This is a genomic window from Streptomyces sp. NPDC005017, assembly GCF_042873115.1.
GTDB lineage: Bacteria > Actinomycetota > Actinomycetes > Streptomycetales > Streptomycetaceae > Streptomyces.
On record NZ_JBIALD010000035.1, the window covers coordinates 54099 to 76392 of the forward strand.

Genomic DNA, 22294 nt, shown 5'->3' on the forward strand with positions numbered 1-22294 from the left:
ACAGACGGTGGACGGGTTCACGGATCCGCGGGAGTGCGCTCCGCCTGGTGCGCACTCCCGCGATCAGCCGTAGAGAGTTACGACTTCAGGAACAGCTGGGTCACGTCGATGTAGCTCGACTCGGTGCTGTAGCGGGCACCGCCGACGTTCGAACCGAACAGCTGGAACTGCTTGGTGTACCACAGCGGAGCGGCCGGGTTGACCTTCTCCATGATGTAGTGGTGCGCCTCTTCCCAGGTCTTGGCGGCCTCGGTCGGCTCCTGGGTCAGGGCCTTGTTGATCAGCTCCTGGACCTTCGGGTCCTTGATGTGCGCGTAGTTCGAGGAACCGTCGGCGACCTGGTCACCGTCGTAGATCGGGGTGACGACCGTACCGGCGGACGGCCAGTCCTGGCCCCAGCCCGTGATGTAGACGTCGTACGGGTTGTCGAGCTTGCCGATCTGCTCGTAGTAGCTCGCCGCGTCGATCTCCTTGGCGACGACGTCGATGCCGACCTTCTTCAGGGCGTCCTCGACGGCGACCTTGCGCTTCTGGCCGGCCTCGGAGTTCGAGTAGGCGAAGACGAGCTTCTTCTCGGCGGCCGGAACACCCTTCAGGAGCTCCTGGGCCTTGGCGATGTTGCCCTGCGGCGTCTTCAGACGGCCGAAGGGGTCGTACGTGGCCTCGTAGCCCGGCAGCGTCGGGGCGAACAGGTTCGGGGCCACGTCGCCACCGTAGGCGCCACCCTCGCCGGCGATGAGGGACTTGGAGTTCATCGCGTAGGCGACGGCGTCACGGACGGTCTTGTTCTTGACCCGGTCCAGGTTGAAGGTCAGCTGCATGACGTAGGGCTGGTAGCCCTTGATCGTGCGCTTGTTGACCGCCGGGTTGGAGATGACGTCCTGGATCTGGGTGGAGTCGACCGAGCCGGTGAACTGGATCGCGCTCTTGGCGTCGCCCTGGTCGGAGATCAGACGCTTGGTCTGGGTCGACTCGGTGACACCGAACTGGAAGTCCCAGCCGTCCACGTACTGGTGGCGCACGGCGTCGGTCTTGGCGTCCCAGTTCTCGTTCTTGACGAGCTTGAGGGCCTTGCCGATCTTGTACTCGGAGATCTTGTACGGGCCGGTCGCGACCGGGGCCTTGTCGTACCGCTCCTTGGTGTCGGTCTTCTCCGGGACGACGGAGTAGCCCGGCATCGCCAGGGTCTGCGGCAGGTCGGGGCGCGCCTTGTCGAAGTGGAAGACGACCGTCTTCTCGTCCGGGGTCTCCAGGACGGTGTCCGGCAGGTGCTTCTTGCCGAAGCCGCCGTCGGGCAGCGCGGCACGGTAGTCGGCGCCGCTCAGCCAGTTCTGCAGGTACGTCGGGCCGTCGAAGATGAACTTCGCGTAGGTGCGCTCGACGGTGTGACGGATGTCGGCCGAGGTGATCTCGTTGCCGTTCTGGTCCTTGACGCCGTCCTTCAGCGTGTAGGTCCAGGTCTTGCCGCCGTCGGAGGACTTGCCGGCGTCGGTGGCGAGGTCACCGACGACCGAGACGTTGCCCTTGCCGTCCTCCTTGAAGTTCGTCAGCCCGCGGAAGAGCAGGTTGGCGACCTGGCCGGCGTCGGAGACGTAGATCTGGCCCGGGTCGAGGTGGGACAGGCCCGCCTCCTGGTAGGCGATGATCGTGCCGCCGGGCTTGGCACCCGGGACCTCCGCGGCCGGACCGGTGGAGGCCGTGGCGTCCGCGTAGACGACCGCGTTGGACTGGCTGGCCGCCTCCTTCTGGTCCTTCTTGGAGTCCTTGTTGGAGCTCGAGCCCTTGTTCTCCGAGCAGCCGGTGAGCGCGAGGGAGCCGGCCGCGATGGCGACGACTATGGCACGCGCTCTGCGCGAGGTGAGCTTCATAGCGGTGAATGCACCTACCTGTCGGTTGTGTTCCATGAGTACTGCCTGACGCGGCTGGTAGGCCGACGCGGGGGCGGCAGCCACCCCCCACCAAAGGACGCTTTACCGCCCGGACTTGGGGTCGAAGGCATCCCGGACCGAGTCTCCGAGGAGATTGAAGGCCAGGATGAAGATCACCAGCGCCACACCCGGGAAGAACATGAACGCGGGGTCCTGTTCCGTGTAGCGGGCGCCGGCGGCGAACAGCCGTCCCCAGTCCGGGGTCGGCTCGACGAAGCCGACGCCCGCGAAGGACAGGAACGCGATGGTGAGGATCGTGCTGGGCAGCTGGTACGTGAACTGCACCAGGATCGGGGAGACGATGTTCGGCAGGATCTCCTTGCGGACGATCCGCCAGGGCGAGGCTCCCGCGACCTTGGCCGCCTCCACGAACTCACGTTCACGCAGAGACAGCACGGTCGACCGGACGAGGCGGGACATGCCCATCCAGCCCAGCACCCACAGCACGATCAGGATCGCCAGCGCCCGGAAGTACGTGGGCGTCTCCTCCCGCGGGTCCACGAAGAACGCGGTCACCACGGGCATGAAGGCGATGAAGAACAGCTGCGAGGGGAAGGACAGGAAGAAGTCCGTGGCCCGGCCGAGCCAGTAGTCGACCCTGCCGCCGAAGTAGCCGCCGACGAGGCCGATGAAGATGCCGGTGACCATGAGGAGCACGGTCACACCGAGGGCCATGAAGAGCGAGGTGCGCATGCCGTACATGAGCATCGCGAACAGGTCCCGGCCGTACTGCGGCTCGACGCCGAACCAGTGGGAGCCGGAGACGCCGCCGAAGTAGCCGAGCGGCAGACCGAACTCGTCGAGGATCGGCTTGTCCGCGTACGTCGGGTCCTGGCCGTACAGCGTGTACGGGTCGGTGCCGCTGAGCTTGACCAGCAGCGGCGCGGCGAGCGCGGCGACAAAGAAGAAAATCACTATGGCCGCGCAGACCATACCTGTACGGTCACGCTTGAAGCGCTGCCACATCAACTGGCCGGGGGAACGACCCTCAAGCTTCTGCTCACCCTTGGCGACTTCGGAGGTCGCCTCGAGCTCAGGGTCCAAGGCGACCGCGGACCCGGAGCCCTCGGCCTTCGTCGGACTGGTCATGTGTGTTCTTCCCCCGGGGGGTTGGAGAGTCGAGCGCAGCACAGATACCGGCAGGTTCTGTGGTTTGGGGGAACTTTCGCCAAGTGCATCAACGCGCGTCAAGGGCGGAAGACATAGGGATCTCCCTAAGCGCAAATTTTTGAGCAAAAATTGCGAAGATTGACACCTGGTCGCGCTTGACAGCTGAGATGACAGTCGGACATTTTGGACATACAGGCAGGGATTTTTGTTTACATGTCCGAAACTTGATCGCTGGGTCTCCGATATCCGAACAGGCCCCGACGAGGCTCCGACGGTGGCCTGAACACCCCCCTTGAACATCCCGCGGGTCGCGTCCCGGACGCCCCGCCGGTATCTCCCCCCTCACTGCCCCGATCCGCCCGCGGGCATGCCGAGGACCCGGCTCTCCCTCGACGGGGAACCGGGTCCGGGGCCAACGCCCCTGAGGGGGCGTCAGCCGGGCGGGGCGGCTCAGCCGTGCTTGGCGCGGCTCGCGGCGCGGGCGCGCTCGCGCTGGTCCAGGTTGACCTTGCGGATGCGAACGGCCTCCGGGGTCACCTCGACGCACTCGTCGTCGCGGCAGAACTCCAGGGACTGCTCCAGGGAGAGCTTGCGCGGCGGGACGATCGCCTCGAACGAGTCGGCCGAGGAGGACCGCATGTTCGTGAGCTTCTTCTCCTTGGTGATGTTCACGTCCATGTCGTCGGAGCGGGAGTTCTCACCGACGATCATGCCCTCGTACACCTCGGTGCCGGGGTCCGTGAACAGCACGCCGCGCTCCTGGAGGTTCGTCATCGCGAACGCGGTGACGGCACCGGCGCGGTCGGCGACCAGGGAGCCGTTGTTACGGGTCTGCAGGGTGCCGAACCAGGGCTCGAAGCCCTCGTGGATGGAGTGCCCGATGCCCGTGCCACGGGTCTGCGTCAGGAACTCCGTCCGGAATCCGATCAGACCGCGGGAGGGCACCACGAACTCCATGCGGACCCAGCCGGAGCCGTGGTTGGACATGTTGTCCATCCGGCCCTTGCGGACGCCCATGAGCTGCGTGACGGCGCCCATGTGCTCCTCGGGCACGTCGATGGTCATGCGCTCGACGGGCTCGTACGTCTTGCCGTCGACGTCCTTGGTGACGACCTGGGGCTTGCCGATGGTCAGCTCGAAGCCCTCGCGGCGCATCTGCTCGACCAGGATGGCGAGCGCCAGCTCACCGCGGCCCTGCACCTCCCAGGCGTCCGGGCGCTCGGTGTCCAGGACGCGGAGGCTGACGTTACCGATCAGCTCGCGGTCCAGGCGGTCCTTGACCTGGCGGGCGGTGACCTTGCGGTCCTTGACGGCCGACTTGGCGTCGGCGCCCTTGCCGGTGCCGCCGCGGCCGACCAGCGGGGAGGTGTTGGTGCCGATGACCATGGAGATGGCCGGCTCGTCGACCGTGATCAGCGGCAGCGGGACCGGGTTCTCGGTGTCGGCGAGGGTCTCACCGATCATGATGTCCGGGATACCGGCGACCGCGCAGATGTCACCGGGGCCGGCCATCTCGGCCGGCTTGCGGGTGAGCGCCTCGGTCATCATCAGCTCGGTGATACGGACGTTGCTGATCGAACCGTCACGCTTGATCCACGCGACCGTCTGGCCCTTGCGCAGCTCGCCCTGCTCGACCCGGAGCAGCGCGATACGGCCGAGGAAGTTGTCGGCGTCCAGGTTGGTGACGTGCGCCTGGAGCGGCGCGGCCTCGTCGAAGGTCGGGGCCGGGATGTGCTCCAGGATCGTGGAGAAGAACGGCTCCAGGCTGTTGGAGTCCGCGGGGACCGTGCCGTTCTCCGGCTTGGTCAGCGAGGCGATGCCGTCACGGCCGCAGGCGTAGACGATCGGGAACTCGATCTGCTCCTCGTCCGCGTCCAGGTCCAGGAACAGGTCGTAGGTCTCGTTGACGACCTCGTCGATCCGGGAGTCCGGGCGGTCCGTCTTGTTGATGCAGAGGATGACGGGCAGCCGCTGCTGGAGCGCCTTGCGCAGCACGAAGCGGGTCTGCGGCAGCGGGCCCTCGGAGGCGTCGACGAGCAGCACGACACCGTCGACCATCGACAGACCGCGCTCGACCTCGCCGCCGAAGTCGGCGTGGCCGGGGGTGTCGATGATGTTGATCGTGATCGGGTCCCCGCCGTCCTTCGGGTGGTACTTGACCGCCGTGTTCTTGGCGAGGATCGTGATGCCCTTCTCACGCTCCAGGTCGTTCGAGTCCATCATGCGGTCGTCGACCGAGTCGAGCTGGTGGGCGGCGAAGGCACCGGCCTGCTTCAGCATGCCGTCGACGATGGTCGTCTTGCCGTGGTCGACGTGGGCGACGATGGCGACGTTGCGGATGTCGTGGCGCGTGGCCATGGTGTGGCGTACTCCCGGAGTGTGAGGAAGGCCCCTGCGCGTACGTCTGAGTTACGCGGACCCTGCCGGGCTTGACACGCCACGGCCTCACCCCATGTTACGTGGCCCTGCGGGAGGCGGCCTCCGCAGGGCCGGACGGCCTCAGTCCCCGGACGGGTTCGCGGAGGGCGCGAGCCCCTTCTTCAGATAGCCCATGTCCTCGTAGACGGGCGTCTGGAACCCGAAGGCGCCCGCGTTGGCCACGCTCTTGCGCACGGCCACCAGCTGGGGCCGCTGGTACAGCGGGATCGATCCCGCGGCCGCCCAGATCCTGGAGTCCGCCTTGCGGATCAGGCCCCGCATCTCGCGCTCGTCCAGCGTGGTCATGGCCTGGTCGAACAGCTGGTCCACCTGGTCCGTGCCGACCCGCGTGTAGTTCTGCTCCACGTTCAGGGAGCCGTCCGCCGCGGGCACGGGCTTGGCGTAGATGGGCCGCGCGTCGGTGGCCGGGAAGGCGGAGGCGGGCCACGAGTACAGGGCGAGGTCGTACTCCCCGGAGGCCACGTGGTCCTTGAAATAGCTCTCGTCGGAGACCTTCGTCACTTCCGTGCGGATGCCGACCCGGTCCAGCATCCGCCGGATGCGCTCGGCCACCGTCCGCAGCGACTGCGAGCCCGGTCCGGAGGGCACCACGAACTTCAGGGTCAGTGCCTTGCCGTCCTTGGCCAGGGGGCCCTTCCTCGCCCCGGCGGGCGCGGCCGTGCCCATGGGCGCGTACGCTCCCGGCGCCCCGCCCTGCTTCAGCCGGACGCCGTCGAACTGCTTGTCCCTGAGCTGGCCGTCCGCGTAGTGGCGCTCGTCGTCCTCGCGGTCGGCATCGCGGTAGGCCTTGTTGTCCTCGCCGCCGACGACGTACGTGCCGTCGTCGCCGGCCTCGGACTTGTCGTCCGCGGACTCCGTGTCGGCGGACTTCTTCTTCCCGGTGTCCTCGCCCTCGGTCTTCTTCCCGGTGTCCTCGGCCCCGGCCTTCTTCTTCCCCGGCTCCTCGGCCTCGGCCTTCTCGCCCTTGGCGCCCGCGGCCTTCTCGCCCTTCCCGGCCTTCTCGACGGGCCCGCCGCGCTCCCAGCCCGCGTCCGCGAGCAGGGCCCGGGCCTCCTCGGTGTCCTGGCTGCCGATGGCCCCGCTGCTGTCGGCGTAGGCGGCCTGGCCGGACAGGGCCAGATGGCTGCCGACCGGCACGGCGGGCAGCCCGAGCGGCTTGAGCACGACCCTGGCCAGCTCCCCGCGGTCCAGGGCCCGGGCCACCGCGCGGCGCACGCGCTCGTCGGCGAGCGGGCCGTCGGAGCCGTTGAGGGCGAGCTGGGTGAAGGCGGGCTCCAGGGACTTGCGGACCTCGAAGCCGCGCAGCGCCTTCTGCTGCTCCCGCAGCCGGACGACGGCCTTGCGCAGCCCGTCGCGGGCGTACACCTCGTCCTCGGCGGCCTCCTCGTCGGAGCCGTTGGCGACGGCCCAGGAGCGCAGCGCCTTCGCGGCGGTACGGCCGCCGCCGGGTCCTGCGAGCGGGCCCGCGGCCCCCTTGGCGGCGCCGTCGACACGGGCGGCGGCCTCCGCGTCGATCTCGGCGACGTCGACCGTCCCGGCGGCCAGCGCGGTGGCGCGGTCGGCGCGCGGCACCGCCGTCAGGACCAGCTTGTCGAGCTTGGCGGGCGAGCCCCACCAGCGCGGATTGCGGGTCAGGGTGACCTCGTCGTCCTTGCGGTCGACCTTCTTCACGACGAACGGTCCGGCGCTGACCTTCAGCTTGCGCCGGGCGCCGTCGTTGAAGGAGTCGGGGGTGCCCATGACCTCCTTCGGGTACAGCGGCGAGAACAGCGACCGCCAGTCGGTGTAGGGCCGGGCGAAGGTGACCTTGACCTCGAGGTCGTTGGCGCCGCGCTCGATCCGCTCGATGCGGTCGTAGCCGGCGTTGCGGGCCGTCCAGTAGGCGCTGTCCCTGCCGGACAGGGCGCGCCACTGGGCGGCGAAGTCGGCGGCGCCGATCTCACGGCCGTCGCTCCAGACCGCCTGCTGGTTGAGCTTGTACAGCACGACCTGGCGGGGCTCGGTGTCGACGACCTTGGCGGACTCCAGGAAATCGGCGTTGCGCCGGGGCCGGCCGCCGGCGTCGATCCGGTACATCGACGGCAGTACGGCCTGCGCGATGCGGGTGGTGGCGGCGTCGGCGTCCGACTGGAAGGTGTTGAGGGTCTCCGGGACGGCGTCCACCGCCCAGCGCAGGGTGCCGCCGTCGGCGAGCTGCGCCCGCGCGGCCGGGCCGATGTCGGCTCCGGCCAGTGGCTTGCCGGCCTCGTCGGACGAACCGCACCCGGCCAGCAGGGTCACCGCGAGCGCGCCCGCGGAGAGGAAGGCGACCGAGCGCATGACCGCGCGTGGGCCGACGCCGTCGTGGGACATCTCGTGTTACCTCCGGAAGCCGCGGGAGTTATGATCACTTTTGGCGGTATTTGGAGCTGATCACATGTATGGGAATTTCCGCAGCCACTGAAGAGGAAAGCTCTGGTGGACCGCGGGCGACACGGCGGCAACGCGTGGGAAGCCCACCCGTGCGGCGCAACCGCTCCCGGAAGCGCACCCACGCGCCTCGGCCAATCGGTGCACACCCCTTCCCACGGGCGGTGTGACGCGCAACACTCGCAGGCGCACGCACGTCGCCATCGAGGGCCGGCCATGAAGGCCGCACAGCCGATGGAAAAGAGGTCTCGTCATGTCCGTGCACGACGAAATGACGTCGGTCCAGCGCTGTCTGGACGATCTGGCCCGGTCCGTGGGCCGCCTGGAGCAGCAGCTCGGCAGCGGCGGCCTGGACATGCGCCGGGTCCGCGCCGACGCCGAACATCTGCGCGAGAGCGTCGCCCTGCTGCGCGAGGCGACCGCCACCCGGACGGGTGCCGCGCAGAGCACTCAGCGCAAGCCGGAACTGCTCACGATCCCCGACACCCCGTACGACGGCAGCCTGTGGGTCGACATCGACGACGAGGGACTGGGCGCCCGCGACCGGCGCGCCCCCTGACCCCCGTCACCGACCCACCCGCTCCCTGAGTCCCATCGCCGATCCGAGGGAGTCACGCATTGGCCACCGACACGGAGCCACCCCGGTACAGCGGCGGCGTCGGGTCCGCGACGCGCGCCGCTGTCGCGGCCGGGCACCTGCGCACCGACCGGTGGTGGCTGGCGCCCGCCGCCACCGCCGTCGGACTGTTCGCCTTCGTCGTCTACTCCACCTGGCGCGCCTTCTCGAACGCCGACTACTACGCGGCGCCCTACGTCTCGCCGTTCTACTCGCCGTGCCTGGCGGAGAACTGCGTGCCGATGAAGGGCGGCCCCAACTGGGAGGTCGTGGGGAGCTGGTGGGGCCTGTCCCCCGCCCTCCTCATCCTGGTCTTCCCGCTCGGCTTCCGGCTGACCTGCTACTACTACCGCAAGGCCTACTACCGGGGCTTCTGGGCGTCCCCGCCGGCCTGCGCGGTCGCCGAGCCGCACGCCAGGTACACCGGTGAGACCCGCTTCCCGCTGATCCTCCAGAACGCCCACCGGTACTTCTTCTACGCTGCGCTGCCCGTCGCCGGGATCCTCACCTACGACACCGTCCTGGCCTTCCGCGACGAGCAGTACGAGTGGGGCCACATGGGCCTCGGCACCGTCGTCTTCCTGATCAACATCACACTGATCTGGGCGTACACGGTGTCCTGCCACTCCTGCCGGCACATCGTCGGCGGCAAGCTCAAGCACTTCTCCCGGCATCCCGTGCGCTACCGCATGTGGCAGTGGGTCGGCCGGCTCAACGGCCATCACATGCTGCTGGCGTGGGCGTCCCTGGTGAGCGTGGCGTTCGCCGACTTCTACGTGTATCTCGTCGCGTCCGGTGTCTTCGAGGATCCGGTCATCTTCTAGCAGGAAAAGGTGCCTTCTGATGCCCGTGGTGGACCGCCAGGAGTGGGACGTCGTCGTGGTCGGTGCGGGCGGCGCCGGGCTGCGGGCCGCGATCGAGGCCCGTGAACGCGGCGCCCGTACGGCCGTGATCTGCAAGTCCCTGTTCGGCAAGGCGCACACGGTGATGGCCGAGGGCGGCATCGCGGCGGCGATGGCCAACGCCAACGAGCACGACAACTGGCAGGTCCACTTCCGCGACACCCTGCGCGGCGGCAAGTTCCTCAACCAGTGGCGGATGGCCGAACTGCACGCCCAGGAGGCCCCGGACCGGGTGTGGGAACTGGAGACCTGGGGCGCGCTGTTCGACCGTACGAAGGACGGCAGGATCTCCCAGCGCAACTTCGGCGGGCACGAGTACCCCCGCCTCGCGCACGTCGGCGACCGCACCGGCCTGGAGCTGATCCGCACGCTCCAGCAGAAGATCGTCGCGCTCCAGCAGGAGGACCACCGCGAGACCGGCGACTACGAGTCACGGCTGAAGGTGTTCCAGGAGTGCACGGTCACCCGGGTGCTCAAGGACGGCTCCGGCCGGGTCTCGGGCGTGTTCGCCTACGAGCGCGAGTCCGGCCGCTTCTTCGTGCTGGAGGCACCCGCCGTGGTGATCTCCACCGGCGGTATCGGCAAGTCCTTCAAGGTGACCTCCAACTCCTGGGAGTACACCGGCGACGGACACGCGCTCGCCCTGCTCGCCGGGGCGCCGCTGCTCAACATGGAGTTCGTGCAGTTCCACCCCACCGGGATGGTCTGGCCGCCCTCGGTGAAGGGCATCCTCGTCACCGAGTCGGTGCGCGGCGACGGCGGGGTGCTGCGCAACTCCGACGGCAAGCGGTTCATGTTCGACTACATCCCGGACGTGTTCAAGGAGAAGTACGCGCAGAGCGAGGCGGAGGCCGACCGCTGGTACGAGGACCCGGAGAACAACCGGCGTCCGCCCGAGCTGCTCCCCCGCGACGAGGTCGCCCGGGCGATCAACTCCGAGGTCAAGGAGGGCCGCGGCTCCCCGCACGGCGGGGTGTTCCTGGACGTGTCCACCCGGATGCCGGCCGAGGTGATCAAGCGCCGGCTGCCGTCCATGTACCACCAGTTCAAGGAACTGGCGGACGTCGACATCACCGCCGAGGCGATGGAGGTCGGGCCCACCTGCCACTACGTGATGGGCGGGGTGGCGGTCGACTCCGAGTCGGCGGCGGCGCGCGGGGTGCCGGGGCTGTTCGCGGCCGGTGAGGTGGCAGGCGGCATGCACGGCTCCAACCGACTAGGCGGCAACTCCCTCTCCGACCTGCTGGTGTTCGGCCGCCGGGCGGGCCTGCACGCCGCCGCGTACGCGGCGGGGCTGCCGGGGGCACGGCCCGAGGTGGACGACGGGCAGGTCGACGCGGCCGCGGCGGAGGCGCTGCGGCCCTTCTCCGCGGAGGCCGTGGAACCGGGCGGGCCTCCGGAGAACCCGTACACCCTGCACCAGGAGCTCCAGCAGGCCATGAACGACCTGGTGGGCATCATCCGCCGCGAGGCGGAGATGAGGCAGGCCCTGGAGAAGCTCGCCCAGCTGCGGGTACGGGCGCGGCGGGCCGGGGTGGAGGGCCACCGCCAGTTCAACCCGGGCTGGCACCTCTCCCTCGACCTCAGGAACATGCTGCTGGTCAGCGAGTGCGTGGCACGGGCCGCGCTGGAGCGCACCGAGTCGCGCGGCGGGCACACCCGCGAGGACCATCCCGCGATGGACCGGAGATGGCGCCCGGTCAACCTGCTGTGCCGGCTGGCCGACCCCACGGGCCGAGCGGCCGCCACGGACCCGGAGCGCGGCCAGATCGATCTCGTACGGGAGAACACCGAACCCATCCGCCCGGACCTGCTCGCCCTGTTCGACAAGGAGGAGCTGGTCAAGTACCTCGCCGAAGAGGAGCTGTACGAGTGAGCGGCTACGAGGCCCGGTTCAAGGTGTGGCGGGGCGACCAGGACGGCGGGGACCTCACGGACTTCACGGTCGAGGTCCATGACGGCGAGGTGGTGCTGGACATCATCCACCGCATCCAGGCGACCCAGGCGCCCGATCTCGCGGTGCGCTGGAACTGCAAGGCGGGCAAGTGCGGTTCGTGCTCGGCGGAGATCAACGGCCGCCCGCGGCTGCTGTGCATGACCCGGATGTCGGTCTTCGACCGCGCCGAGACGATCACGGTGACCCCGCTGCGGGCCTTCCCCGTGCTGCGCGACCTCGTCACGGACGTCGGCTTCAACTACGCCAAGGCCCGCGAGATCCCGGCCTTCGTCCCGCCCGACGGACTGGGGCCCGGCGAGTACCGCATGATGCAGGAGGACGTGGACCGCTCGCAGGAGTTCCGCAAGTGCATCGAGTGCTTCCTGTGCCAGGACACCTGCCATGTGGTCCGTGACCACGAGGAGAACAAGGCGGCCTTCGCGGGCCCCCGCTTCCTGATGCGGGTGGCGGAGCTGGACATGCACCCACTGGACTCCGCCGCGGACAGGGGCCTGGACCGCCAGGCCACCGCCCAGGACGAACACGGCCTCGGCTACTGCAACATCACCAAGTGCTGCACGGAGGTCTGCCCGGAGGGCATCCACATCACCGACAACGCCCTGATCCCGCTCAAGGAGCGCGCGGTGGACCGCAAGTACGACCCGCTGGTCTGGCTGGGCTCGAAGATCAGAAGACGCCGGGAGGAGAGCTAGCGCGCCGCCGGGCGGGCGTCCGGCACACCGGGGCCGGTCGTACCGTCCGGAGCCGGGCTACCGGTCCGGGTCAGGGCGGCGCACCGGGGCCGGGCGTACCCGTCCGGGTCAGCGCACCCAGTCCTCCCGGTACGCCGTCCAGTCGCCCTCCTCGGCGGCGAAGTCGACGTAGAGGGCGACACCGAAGCGTTCGCGGTCGCGGTCCGTGCGGGACAGGCCGAGCCGGGTGCCGCGCACCGCCGCGGTCACCGTCTCGGCGGACTCGTGGTGGCCGATGTCGCTCTCGTGGAAGAACGGCAGCCCCATCAGCAGGTCGGTGCCGGGCGGGGTGACCTCCAGGGCGAGCGAGGTCTGCTGGGCGACATAGCCGCCGTACAGGCTCTCCAGGGGCATCGCCGTGTCGTACGACATCACCGCGATCTGGTCCACGCGGCGGGCCACCTGGCCGAAGAACTCCTGCGACCACCACTTGGGGTGGCCGGTGAGGGCGCCCGCCACCGAGTGCAGCGCGGGCAGCGGGTCGATCTGGTGCGCGGCTACGGAGAGCGGGACCCCCCGGGCGCGGGTGACCGCGCGCAGCGCGTCGAGCAGGGTGAGGTAGTCCCGGTCGCCCGAGTGGAGGGGTTCCAGGTCGAAGTGGGCCCCGTCGAAACCGGCGGCGAGGACCTGCCGGGTGGACCGTACGACGGCGGCCCTGGTCGCGGCGCTCTCCAGCCGCAGCCCGACCGGCCCCTCGGTGGCCAGCTTGTCCCCCAGCCAGGCCTGCACCCGCACCCCGGGCAGTTCCCGGTGGACGGCCGCGGTCAGCCAGCGCGCGCGGGGATGGGCGGAGGCGGGGAGCGTGCCGTCGTGCTCCAGCGGGCCGGCGTGCACGTAGAGGTCACGGATGCCGGTGTCCGCCAGCCGCCGGGCCAGCGCCCGCACGTCCGCGTCCTTCTTGCGCCCGTCGACCCAGGCGTGTCCGAGCCAGACGGCGTCGCGGTTCCTGGTGCGGGTGCCGGGGGCCGGGTCGCCGGTGTAGTTCAGCCAGAGGGCGGTGGCCGCGGCGAGCGGCGGGAGGAGCAGGGAGAGCAGCAGGGCCAGGGCGATACGGCGGAGGCGGCGGGCGCGGGTGGGGGTGGCGTCCGGGGCGGGGGCGGGCGTGGGGTCGGCGGTGGCGGGTTCTCCGTCGGGAGGGGTGCCGTCGAGGGCGGCGGGGGTGCCGTCGGGGGCGGCGGGGATGGGACCCGGGTCGGCAGGGACGGGGTCGGCAGGGACGGGGTCGGCAGGGACGGGGTCGGCAGGGACGGGGACGGGGTCCGTGGGGTCCTTCTTCGGGTCCGTGCCTGTCTCCATGCCTGGGTGTCCCCTCCCTGTGTTCCCGGCGCCCGTCGGCTCGGCGCACCCCGGTAGCGGGGCCTCAATCCCGGCCATACGCTCCGAAATGTGACGCCAACCATGACCCGCGGCCGGCTCAGGTGCTCGAAGGGCCACATATCCGTGCGCGTGGCCCACACGCTGCTGGGCGCGACCGCCGGTGTGGTGTGGCTCGTGCTGCCGGTGATGACGACGGGCACCGAGGCGACGGTTCCGGCCGTAGGGGCGACGGTTCCGGCCGTAGGGGCGGCGCCCGTCGCGGTGGCGCAGGAAGTGCCGGAGGAGGAGACCTCGACGGCCGACCTGGTGCTTCCGCTGATCGCCGCCGGAGCGGCGAGCGCGCTCGCGGCGTACGCGTACCTCCGGCGGACCAGGCGCAGAGGCGCCCCCGCCCCGCCCGGCCGGGCCCCGGCGGGGCACACCGCCGCTCCCCCGGCCTCCGGCGCGGAGGAGCGGAGCGCCCGGTCGCTGGTGACGGCGGACGACTGCGTGCGGACGAGCCGGGAGGAACTGGACTTCGCACGGGGCAGCCTGGAGGCCGGGCCCGAGGTGCGGACCGGGGAAGCCGTGCCCGGCACGGCTCCGGCCGGTCCGGACCGGGTCGAGCCGTTCGAGCGGGCTGTGGAGGACGCCGAGGGCGAGCTGGCGGCCGCGTTCGGGATCCGCCGGCGGTACGACGAGGGCGTACCCGGGGAACCCGCGGCACGGCGGCACGCGCTCGCGGGGATCGACGGTCGCTGCGCGGAGGCCGGGCGGCGGCTGGACGAGCGGGCCGGGGCGTTCGACGCGCTGCGCGCCCTGGAGGGCGAGGGGCTGTACCCCGCCCTGGCGTTCGCCGAGGCCAGGTTCCGCGAGCTGACGGGCCGTACCCCGGCGGCCGAGGCCACCCTCGCCGACCTGGCCGTACGGTTCCCGCCGACCGCCCGGGTCACGGTCACCGGGAACATCGAACAGGCCAAGGACCGGCTGGTGTTCGCCACCACCCGGCTCAACCAGGCGCGGCAGTCGGCCGATCTGGGCGCCCCCGGCCGTGCCGCCGCCCATCTGCGCGCGGCCGAGTCGGCGATCGCCCAGGCGGGCGTCTTCCTGGACGCCGTGCACGGGCTCGCCGCGCGGCTGGGCGAGGCGCACGACCTCCTGCCTGACGCCCTCGCGGAGGCGGAGACGGCACAGGGCGGGGCCGCCGGTTCCGCGGGTGCCCCCGCCGGGAAGCCGGGGTCGGGTGCCGCCCGGCTGGACGGCGTGCTGAAGGCCATCCGGGAGGAGCTGGCGAGCGGGCTGTACGACCCGGTGGACGCGCTGCGCAGAGTCGTACGGGCGGCGGAACCCCTGGAGGGTGGGCGGGACGGGGCGCGGGCCCGGGCCGGGCTGCTGCTGGCGCGCGGGGCGGTCGCGGACGCGGACGCCTTCGTGGCGACGCACCGGGGCGCGGTCGGCGCGGAGGCACGCACCCGGCTCGCGGAGGCCCGGCGGCTGCTCGGCGCGGAGCCGGCCGCATGGCTCACGGCTGACGAACTGGCGCGGAGCGCAAGTGACCTGGCCGAGCAGGACGTCCTGCTGCACGGCAATCCGGCCGGTGAGGCGGACCTCCCCGGCAGCGGCTCGGCGGGCGCGCAGCTCGGCGGCATCCTGCTGCCGGGCCTCCCGGACACGCCGGCGGCCTTCGGCGGCCCGGACAGCCGGGGGCGCCGGGCGCCCCACGTCCCCCCGGCCTGACTCAGAACAGGCTGAGCAGGGCCTCCGCCGGGTCCATCGGGCCGTTCTCGCCGTCGGGGAGCGGGAGTTCGAACCAGACCGTCTTGCCGCGGGGTGTGCGGCGCGAGCCCCAGGCGGCGCTGAGCAGGCCGACGAGCTGGAGACCGCGGCCGCCCTCGTCGGTGTCGCGGGCCCGCCTGCGCCGGGGCTGGACCAGGCCGGAGTCCCAGACCTCGCAGACGAGGGTGCGGTCCAGCAGCAGCCGCAGTCTGATCTCACCCTCGCCGTACCGCAGCGCGTTGGTGACCAGCTCGCTGACGAGCAGCTCGGTGGTGTCGACCAGCGGCTCCAGGTCCCAGGACAGCAACTGCCCTCGGGCGTACTCACGGGCGCGGCCCACGCTGCGGGGTTCGCGCGGCAGGGTCCAGTCGCCGACGGACTCGGCGGGCAGGCCCTGCACCCGGGCCATCAGCAGGGCGATGTCGTCCTCGCCGTGATGGCTGTCGAGGGTGTTGAGGACGTGGTCGCAGACGTCCTCCAGGGGGCGGGCGGGGTCGGTGAGCGCTCCGACGAACGCCTGGAGCCCCTCGTCCAGGGGGTGGTCGCGGGACTCGACGAGGCCGTCGGTGTAGAGCGCGAGCAGCGCGCCCTCGGGGAGTTCGACCTCGACCTCCTCGAAGGGCTCCCCGCCGACACCGAGGGGCATGCCCGGCGGCACGTCCAGCATCAGCGCGGCCTCGCCGGGCTCGACCAGCACGGGCGGCAGATGGCCGGCGTTGGCGAACGTACAGCGCCGGGTCACCGAGTCGTACACGGCGTACACGCAGGTCGCGAGGTACACCTCGGACAGGTCGGCCTCGCGGGGGCGGCGCGCGGCCCTGGTGGCCTGCTGCACCCCGCCCGGCGCGCCGAGGCCGCGGGCGATCTCGTCCAACTGGGAGAGGACCTCGGCCGGTTCCAGGTCCAGCAGGGCCAGCGTGCGTACCGCGGTGCGCAGTTCACCCATCGCCACGGCGGCGCGCAGTCCTCGGCCCATCACGTCGCCGACGACCAGGGCCGTGCGGTGGCCGGGGAGTTCTATGACGTCGAACCAGTCGCCGCCGACCTCGCTGGGGCGTCCCGTGGAGGCGTTGCCGGGCAGATAGCGGCAGGCGATGTCCAGGCCGGAGGCGACGGGGTCGCCGGGCGGGAGGAGCGACCGCTGCAGTATCAGCGCCCGCTCGTGCTCGCGCCGGTAGAGCCGGGCGTTGTCGATGCAGACCGCCGCGCGGGCCGCGAGCTCCACCGCGAGGTCGCGGTCCCGGTCGCCGAACGGCTCGCTGCCCTTCGTACGGGAGAACTGCACGAGTCCGACGACGGTGTCGTGGGCGACCATCGGCACGGCCAGCGTGGACTGCACGAGGCCGCCCTCCTCGGCCGGGACGGACCGGGGGCGGGCGGTGCGCAGGGCGTCCGCGCCGGGCGAGTTGAACGGGTAGTGGTGGACGGCGCCCACCGGAACGGCCGAGGTGGCGCCCGCGAGGGGGACGTCGGCGACGGCGCTGGCGAAGGCGACCCGGCGCAGTTCGGCGCTGCCGTCGGCGAGGCCGGGCGGGGTCTCGTCACCCGCCAGCAGGCCCTGGTAGAGGTCGACGGTGGCGAGGTCGCAGAAGCCGGGGACCACGACGTCCAGCAGTTCCCGCGCGGTGGTCTCCAGGTCGAGGGAGTTGCCGATGCGCGCCCCGGCCTCGTTCAGCAGGGCGAGATTGCGCCGCGCGGCGGCGGCCTCGCGGGCGGCGGCGCGGCGGGCGGTGATGTCGGTGCCGAGCCAGGCGATGCCGATCGGGCGGCCGCTGCCGCTGTGCACGCGGTAGAGGTTGATGGACCAGTGCCGGCGTTCCTCGGACCCGGGGACATAACCGGTGACATGCATGTCGGTGATGGAGTCGCCGGTCTCCAGGACCCGCCGCAGGGTCGCCGAGACCCGCTCGGCCTCGGCGCGCGGCAGATAGTCGTGCACACCCTTGCCGCGGTGGTCGTCCGGCGTGCCGCCGAAGGTGGAGGCGAAGCGCTGGTTGGCCCGGCGGACCTTGAAATCGCTGTCGATCAGCAGGAACCCGAAGGGTGATTGGCCGAAAATGGCCTGTGACGCGGCGAGATCGGTCTCGATGGTGCGCAACACCCGTACGTCGACGACGATGCAGACCGCGGCCTTGGCTCCGTCCTCGGTCCGGGTCGGCATCACATAGACCTCGGCGACCGCGTCCTCCCCTCCGTCGCCGTCCGGGGTGCCCGGGGTGCGGAAGGGGATCACGCCGGTCCACTCCCGGCCGTCCAGGATCTCGGCCATCTTGCGGTGGCCGCGCTCGCGCCGGTCGGGGTCGACGAAGGTCGCGATCGGGTCCATGCCGACGGCCCGTTCGGCCGGGATGCCGAAGACCTGCTCGGCGCGCAGGCTCCACTGGTCGACGAGCCCGCCGGGGCCGATGGAGAAGGAGGCGACCTTGATGTAGTCGTACATCGAGCCGGGCGGGCTGCTCTGCCACATCGGGTCGGCGGCCGGCGTCCCTGTCCCGAGGATGCCCTCGGGCCCGGGCCTCGCGCCGTCCGACGGATCCTCGGACTCCGCGCCCTTCGCTGGTATCTCGCTCACGCGAACCGTCCCCTCCAGCTCACCGCGTCCGGCACCGGTCACCGGCGGCGGCTGCCCGCAGTATCCAGTACAACGGGGCCGCACAACACGGTGTTCACGATCACAGCATGGTCCGAGTATTTTCGGTCCCTGCTGCGAGAACACTTCCAGACTTCTAACCAGCAGACACGTCGTCGAACCACACCGGGCGTGACCTCTCGGCAGCCGGTTCGTGCGGCTCGACGGGAGTGCTCCGGCCGTACACCCGTGCCACCCCCGCCGAGCCGTGTCCCCGCGGCGGTCGGGACCTTCCTGGAGGCCTCTCCCGGCGCGGCAGTTCAGCTCGGTACGGCGAGTTCGAACCACACCGTCTTGCCGCTTCCTCCGGGGCGCGTACCCCAGCGGCGCGAGCTCGACGCCACCAGTTGGAGACCGCGTCCGCTCTCGTCCTCGGGGCGGGCCGCGCGCTCGTGGGGCGGCTCGGGCAGGGGGTCGGAGACCTCGACCCGGAGCGTCCCGCGCGGTCCGTCGGGGCGGACCAGGCGCACCCCGATCGGGCCCGTGGCGTGCCGCAGGGCGTTCGTCACCAGTTCACTGACCAGGAGGGCGGCGATGTCGCTGACGCTGTCGAGGTCCCAGATGTGCAGTTGGCCGCGGACGCGGGCGCGAGCCGTGCGCACGGCGCCGGGGTCCGCCGGGAAGGTCCACACGCAGTCGCCTTCGGTGTCGATCAAGCCGATCACTTCCCAGGCCGACGAGCCCACCCATGTCCGATTTCATGGGGTTAATGGGCACATACCCGATATGGGAGGACGGCTACCGTCGAGGGCGGCGCACTGTGGCACGAACGGCGCACACCGTGTCAGCGGCTGCCGCGCGCACGCGCCTCACGCGCCCCGATTCCACGGGACGGGGTGCGCTTGTGCGACGGTTCCAGGGGCCGGGTGGCGGGGTGGCCTCGGTGGGGGTGGCTCGTATGGGGCTCGGTCGCGCGTGCGGGGGCTTCCTTCCGCGCGCGTAAGACTTCCTTTTGTGCGCGTGGGGGCTTCCTTCTGTGCGCGTGGGGCCCACTCGTTACGGCGCGAGCGCCTCGGCGGCCACCTGTCGCACGGCCGGCACGTCCTGGTCGAGCCAGTCGACGTCCCACAACTCGTCGGGGCCGAGCCAGCGCAACTCGTCATGGTCCTGGAGCGGCTTGGGCTCGCCGGAGCCGGGCCGCAGCCGGGCCGTCCAGACCTGGAGCACGTACGGCTCCCGCAACGGCCACTCCCCCGGCACCCGCGCCAATACGTCCGTGTCGACGCCGAGTTCCTCGCGCAGCTCCCGTTCCAGCGCGGCCTCGGGCGTCTCCCCCGGCTCGACCTTGCCGCCCGGCAGCTCCCAGCGTCCGGCCAGCTCGGGGGGCGCGCTGCGCCGCGCGGCGAGCAGCCGCCCGTCGTCGACGAGTGCGGCGCCGACGACCACGGTGTGTTCCTTCATGCCCCGGAGCCTACGGGAGCGCGCCCACCGTCCGGACGGGCCGCCCGGCCGGGTCAGTTGCGTACGCCGTTGCCGTTCTGCCCGATGCGTTCGACCAGGTAGAGCTGCTTGTGGCCGCGGACGTCGAGGCTGTCGGCGATCTTCTGCGCCTCCGCGCGGGTGGCGTACCGGCCCACACGGTAGCGATTGCCGTTGTCGTCCTGGCGTATGACGAGCCAGGGAAGGGGGATGGTGTCGCCGTCGTTCATCGCACCCCTCCACATCCCGCCCGCGACCCGCGCCGCGTCTCGCCCGCTGAGGAAACCCCACTCCGCATATGCCTGAGCCTACGCCCTGCCTTCACGGAGCGAATACGCCTTTTCACAAAGAGGTACGCGGGTGGTAGGCAACCGGCCAGTAGCTCCGGGGCGCACAACGGCGGCCGGGCCGCCCTCGCGCTGCGGCGCATGCCTGGGGCGGCATGTCTCAGCCACCCTGGACGACCTGCGAGGACGGCCGAAACTCAACGGGGCGCACAACGCGGGGGTTCGGGTGCGCCAGGCGTGTGGGGCGCGCGGGAGCGGGGCTTCCGCATCTGTGTGCTGGGGTTCACCGGTGGGGGGTGGATTCGGGGTGGGCGGATGGGATCGGGGTGGGGGGCGGGACGGGCTCTTGGACGCGGGGGCCTGGCTATCTCACCGGCAGGTGGTACGAGACCCGGTAGCGGTCCGCCGGGATGACGATGTCCGCGGTCTCCACCGGGCGGTCCGACGCGTAGAAGGTGCGCTGCACGACGACGACCACATGACCGGGGACGCCGCCGAGGGCCAGCAGTTCCTCGGCGAGGCCCGGGCGTGCGCCGACCTCCTCGGTGACGTTGTCCACGATCACGTCGATGGCCCGCATGCGCTCGACCACGCCCATGCCGCCCAGCGGGCCCTCCTCGGGCAGCATCACGGGCGTGCGGCCCGTGACGGCCAGGGGCTCCCAGGAGGTCGAGAGCATCATCGGCTCGCCCGCCTCCCGGTACACGTACCGCGTGCACATCACACGGTCGCCCGGCTCGACCGCGAGGCGCTCGGCCACGGCCCCGCTCGCCGCGGCCTGCTCGCTCCTGGACTCCCAGGTGCCGCGCGCCCCCGTGTCCGCCTGCTCCTGGCGGAACGGGGTCGCCCCGTTCGCCGGGCGGTAGCCGGAGCGGGCCACGCTTCGGGGCACGGGGCGCTCGCGCACATACGTCCCCGAGCCGGAGCGGCCCTCCACCAGGCCCTCCGCCATGAGCACCTTGCGGGCCTCCAGCGCGACCGTGTCCGAGACGCCGTACTCCTCACGGATCCTGGCCTGTGACGGCAGCCGGGTGTGCGGTGGCAGCGAGCCGTCGACGATCTTCTTGCGGAGATCACCCGCGACACGCAGATACGCCGGCTGCTCACCGAATGTCACTGGCCGCTCCCATCAGGTTGTACAGACAGCAACAGACTGGCAACCGTGGGTTGAGCCGTGCAAGCAAAGGCCAGAGAATCACTCGATGTGATGACAAGTGACCCCGAGGGGCTTTACGCAGGCACTTTCTCCCCGCTATAGCCGCGCTCACACCTCCCGGCGGGCCCCGTCGCCCGAGGCCCGCTCGAGGTCATACGTCGAGGCCGCCGCCCTCGCCGCCGTCCCCGTCGTCGTAGTCGTACGCCGGAGGGGTCGTCGACAGGTCCAGCGCCTCGCGGGCGTCGATGGTCGCGCCGCCGTCCACGAAGCCGTAGCCGTGGTCGTAGTGGTCGAAGAAGACGTCCGGGTCGGTGCTCGCCGCCGCCTCGCCGAAGTCGTCGGCCGAGGCCTCCAGTTCGTCGGCCAGTGCCTCCAATGGGGCCTTCGCCCCGGCCGGCCAGGCGTGCTCGCGCAGGGCCGCGGCCTGCTCGTCGAGGGCGCCCTCCATGTCGCGCGCCCAGTCGGTGTTCGCCGGGAGGTCCTCGTCCGGGTACTCCTCCGGCTCCTCAAGCAGGACCTCGTCCAGCGCGGCGACCGACTTCAGATAGGCGAGCTGGTCGGCGTCCAGCGTGGTCCCGTCGGTACGCAGCGAGCCGGTCAGGGTGCCCTTGGGGTCGGTGTTGCCGAGGACGCAGGTGATCTCGCGGTCGCCGACGCGCCAGCTCTCGCGGGTCGGCGTCAGGTAGTAGACGTCGACGTCCTCCGGCAGGGCCCAGGCGTCCATGACGTAGTCGTCCTGGAGCTCGTAGCACCTGTCGTCGGCGAGGTCGGTGACGCGGGAGTCTCCGGGGTAGGTGCCGCCGGGGACGGTGACGGTGGCGAAGACCTCGCCGTCGTGCTCGCCGGAGCAGGGGACCTCGTCGACGTCGTAGGCGATGCCCTCCAGGGAGCCGGTGGTGGTGTCGAAGCACTTGCCCTTGTCCACCCGCAGGACCATGTCGTCCTTCGCGGCCTCCTTGAAGCCTTCCCAGGCGTCGGAGGCGGTGCCCGTGACGAAGAACAGCGCCCACAACGCGATGCCGACCGAGGACAGGACGGCGCCCGCGACCGCCATGCCCCGGCCGCGCTGGCCCGTGCGCCTGATCTGCGGCAGCGCCACCAGGCCCAGGATCAGGCCGAGGGCAGGCACGAAGCAGAGGATGCCCAGCACCAGTGCGGCGATCGCCAGCCCGTTGACCGACGGCCGCTGCGCGCCGTACGGGGGCCACGGCTGCTGGTACGGCTGCGGACCGTACGGGCCGTAGGGGCCCGGTGCCGGGTACGGGCCCTGGGGGCCGGGTGGCGGGGGTGTGGACACAGGTACCGTGCTCCCGGTTCGACGACAGAACAGATGTGCGGCTGGGCGCATGGTACGGCTGGCGTCGTCGGTGACGGTACGCGGGTGACGAACCGGACAAGTGGGTCCGCGTGGTGGCGCGTTACGTGGGTGGGGGGTGCGGGGCGTGCGCCTGCGGCGGCCTGCTCGCGTCCGGTGGGGGTGCGCGTAGCGCGATCGGTTCGGGGGTGGTGCGGGGCCGGGGCGGGGGGTGTCCGTCCTCGGTCCGCCGGACTGGCCTCCTACGGGGGTTCTGGTGTCTGACGGCGGCCGCTGCGGGCGGACACCCCCCCCCCCCCCCCACCCCGCCGTACGCGGCGTCCC

Annotated in this window: 16 protein-coding genes; 5 read left to right on the forward strand and 11 right to left on the reverse strand. The window is 71.3% G+C overall.

Features of this window, described 5'->3' with window-relative positions:
- Positions 1-77 precede the first annotated feature (77 nt).
- The 4 genes from ACFYR0_RS34635 to ACFYR0_RS34650 form a co-directional block, all read right to left on the reverse strand.
- Positions 78-1868, reverse strand: coding sequence for an ABC transporter substrate-binding protein (locus ACFYR0_RS34635; protein ID WP_389337260.1), 1791 nt, complete (start codon positions 1866-1868; stop codon positions 78-80).
- A gap of 102 nt (positions 1869-1970) precedes the next feature.
- Positions 1971-3017, reverse strand: a complete 1047-nt coding sequence (locus ACFYR0_RS34640; protein ID WP_389337263.1) for an ABC transporter permease — start codon at positions 3015-3017, stop codon at positions 1971-1973.
- 471 nt (positions 3018-3488) lie between these two features.
- Positions 3489-5396 carry a translational GTPase TypA gene (gene typA, locus ACFYR0_RS34645; RefSeq protein ID WP_389337266.1) on the reverse strand — a complete coding sequence of 636 codons (1908 nt, stop codon included), beginning with the start codon at positions 5394-5396 and terminating at the stop codon, positions 3489-3491.
- Between the two features lie 141 nt (positions 5397-5537).
- Entirely contained in the window at positions 5538-7829 is a 2292-nt protein-coding gene (locus ACFYR0_RS34650) for an ABC transporter family substrate-binding protein (RefSeq protein ID WP_389337269.1), read from the reverse strand.
- Positions 7830-8139: 310 nt separating this feature from the next.
- On the opposite strand from ACFYR0_RS34650, the gene ACFYR0_RS34655 reads away from it, so the two are divergent.
- Genes ACFYR0_RS34655 through ACFYR0_RS34670 form a run of 4 tightly spaced genes read left to right on the forward strand, consistent with a single transcriptional unit; the run spans position 8140 to position 12053 of the window.
- Positions 8140-8445, forward strand: a complete 306-nt coding sequence (locus ACFYR0_RS34655; RefSeq protein ID WP_389337272.1) for a hypothetical protein — start codon at positions 8140-8142, stop codon at positions 8443-8445.
- 59 nt (positions 8446-8504) lie between these two features.
- Positions 8505-9326, forward strand: coding sequence for a hypothetical protein (locus tag ACFYR0_RS34660; RefSeq protein WP_389337275.1), 822 nt, complete (start codon positions 8505-8507; stop codon positions 9324-9326).
- Positions 9327-9345: 19 nt separating this feature from the next.
- Complete coding sequence (locus ACFYR0_RS34665; protein WP_389337278.1) at positions 9346-11280, forward strand: fumarate reductase/succinate dehydrogenase flavoprotein subunit; 1935 nt, start codon at positions 9346-9348, stop codon at positions 11278-11280.
- Complete coding sequence (locus ACFYR0_RS34670; RefSeq protein ID WP_389337281.1) at positions 11277-12053, forward strand: succinate dehydrogenase/fumarate reductase iron-sulfur subunit; 777 nt, start codon at positions 11277-11279, stop codon at positions 12051-12053. The genes ACFYR0_RS34665 and ACFYR0_RS34670 overlap by 4 nt, the downstream gene beginning before the upstream one ends.
- A gap of 108 nt (positions 12054-12161) precedes the next feature.
- Here the strand turns inward: ACFYR0_RS34670 and ACFYR0_RS34675 are convergent, their stop codons facing one another.
- Positions 12162-13388: a hypothetical protein gene (locus tag ACFYR0_RS34675; protein WP_389337284.1), complete on the reverse strand. Its 1227-nt coding sequence runs from the start codon at positions 13386-13388 to the stop codon at positions 12162-12164.
- Between the two features lie 90 nt (positions 13389-13478).
- On the opposite strand from ACFYR0_RS34675, the gene ACFYR0_RS34680 reads away from it, so the two are divergent.
- Entirely contained in the window at positions 13479-15125 is a 1647-nt protein-coding gene (locus tag ACFYR0_RS34680; RefSeq protein ID WP_389337287.1) for a hypothetical protein, read from the forward strand.
- Between the two features lies 1 nt (position 15126).
- On the opposite strand, the gene ACFYR0_RS34685 is transcribed toward ACFYR0_RS34680, so the two are convergent.
- The 6 genes from ACFYR0_RS34685 to ACFYR0_RS34710 form a co-directional block, all read right to left on the reverse strand.
- A complete protein-coding gene (locus ACFYR0_RS34685; protein WP_389337290.1) occupies positions 15127-17736 on the reverse strand; it encodes a SpoIIE family protein phosphatase in 2610 nt (869 codons plus the stop codon).
- 317 nt (positions 17737-18053) lie between these two features.
- Positions 18054-18479: an ATP-binding protein gene (locus tag ACFYR0_RS34690; RefSeq protein ID WP_389337293.1), complete on the reverse strand. Its 426-nt coding sequence runs from the start codon at positions 18477-18479 to the stop codon at positions 18054-18056.
- A gap of 310 nt (positions 18480-18789) precedes the next feature.
- Entirely contained in the window at positions 18790-19194 is a 405-nt protein-coding gene (locus ACFYR0_RS34695; RefSeq protein WP_389337296.1) for a (deoxy)nucleoside triphosphate pyrophosphohydrolase, read from the reverse strand.
- A 53-nt stretch (positions 19195-19247) separates the two neighbouring features.
- On the reverse strand, positions 19248-19442 hold the full coding sequence (locus ACFYR0_RS34700; RefSeq protein WP_389337299.1) for an SPOR domain-containing protein: 195 nt from the start codon (positions 19440-19442) through the stop codon (positions 19248-19250).
- Between the two features lie 421 nt (positions 19443-19863).
- Complete coding sequence (locus tag ACFYR0_RS34705) at positions 19864-20616, reverse strand: GntR family transcriptional regulator (protein ID WP_389337302.1); 753 nt, start codon at positions 20614-20616, stop codon at positions 19864-19866.
- A gap of 190 nt (positions 20617-20806) precedes the next feature.
- Positions 20807-21952, reverse strand: coding sequence for a DUF4190 domain-containing protein (locus ACFYR0_RS34710; protein WP_389337305.1), 1146 nt, complete (start codon positions 21950-21952; stop codon positions 20807-20809).
- Between the last annotated feature and the right edge of the window lie 342 nt (positions 21953-22294).

What these genes read in the sequence shown, in the direction of transcription:
- ACFYR0_RS34665 (WP_389337278.1), top strand. Translation starts at nt 9,346, where the DNA reads ATGCCCGTGGTGGACCGCCAGGAGTGGGACGTCGTCGTGGTCGGTGCG.
- ACFYR0_RS34700 (WP_389337299.1), bottom strand. Translation starts at nt 19,442, where the DNA reads ATGAACGACGGCGACACCATCCCCCTTCCCTGGCTCGTCATACGCCAG.
- ACFYR0_RS34635 (WP_389337260.1), bottom strand. Translation starts at nt 1,868, where the DNA reads ATGAAGCTCACCTCGCGCAGAGCGCGTGCCATAGTCGTCGCCATCGCG.
- ACFYR0_RS34650 (WP_389337269.1), bottom strand. Translation starts at nt 7,829, where the DNA reads ATGTCCCACGACGGCGTCGGCCCACGCGCGGTCATGCGCTCGGTCGCC.
- typA (WP_389337266.1), bottom strand. Translation starts at nt 5,396, where the DNA reads ATGGCCACGCGCCACGACATCCGCAACGTCGCCATCGTCGCCCACGTC.
- ACFYR0_RS34675 (WP_389337284.1), bottom strand. Translation starts at nt 13,388, where the DNA reads ATGGAGACAGGCACGGACCCGAAGAAGGACCCCACGGACCCCGTCCCC.
- ACFYR0_RS34640 (WP_389337263.1), bottom strand. Translation starts at nt 3,017, where the DNA reads ATGACCAGTCCGACGAAGGCCGAGGGCTCCGGGTCCGCGGTCGCCTTG.
- ACFYR0_RS34695 (WP_389337296.1), bottom strand. Translation starts at nt 19,194, where the DNA reads ATGAAGGAACACACCGTGGTCGTCGGCGCCGCACTCGTCGACGACGGG.
- ACFYR0_RS34655 (WP_389337272.1), top strand. Translation starts at nt 8,140, where the DNA reads ATGTCCGTGCACGACGAAATGACGTCGGTCCAGCGCTGTCTGGACGAT.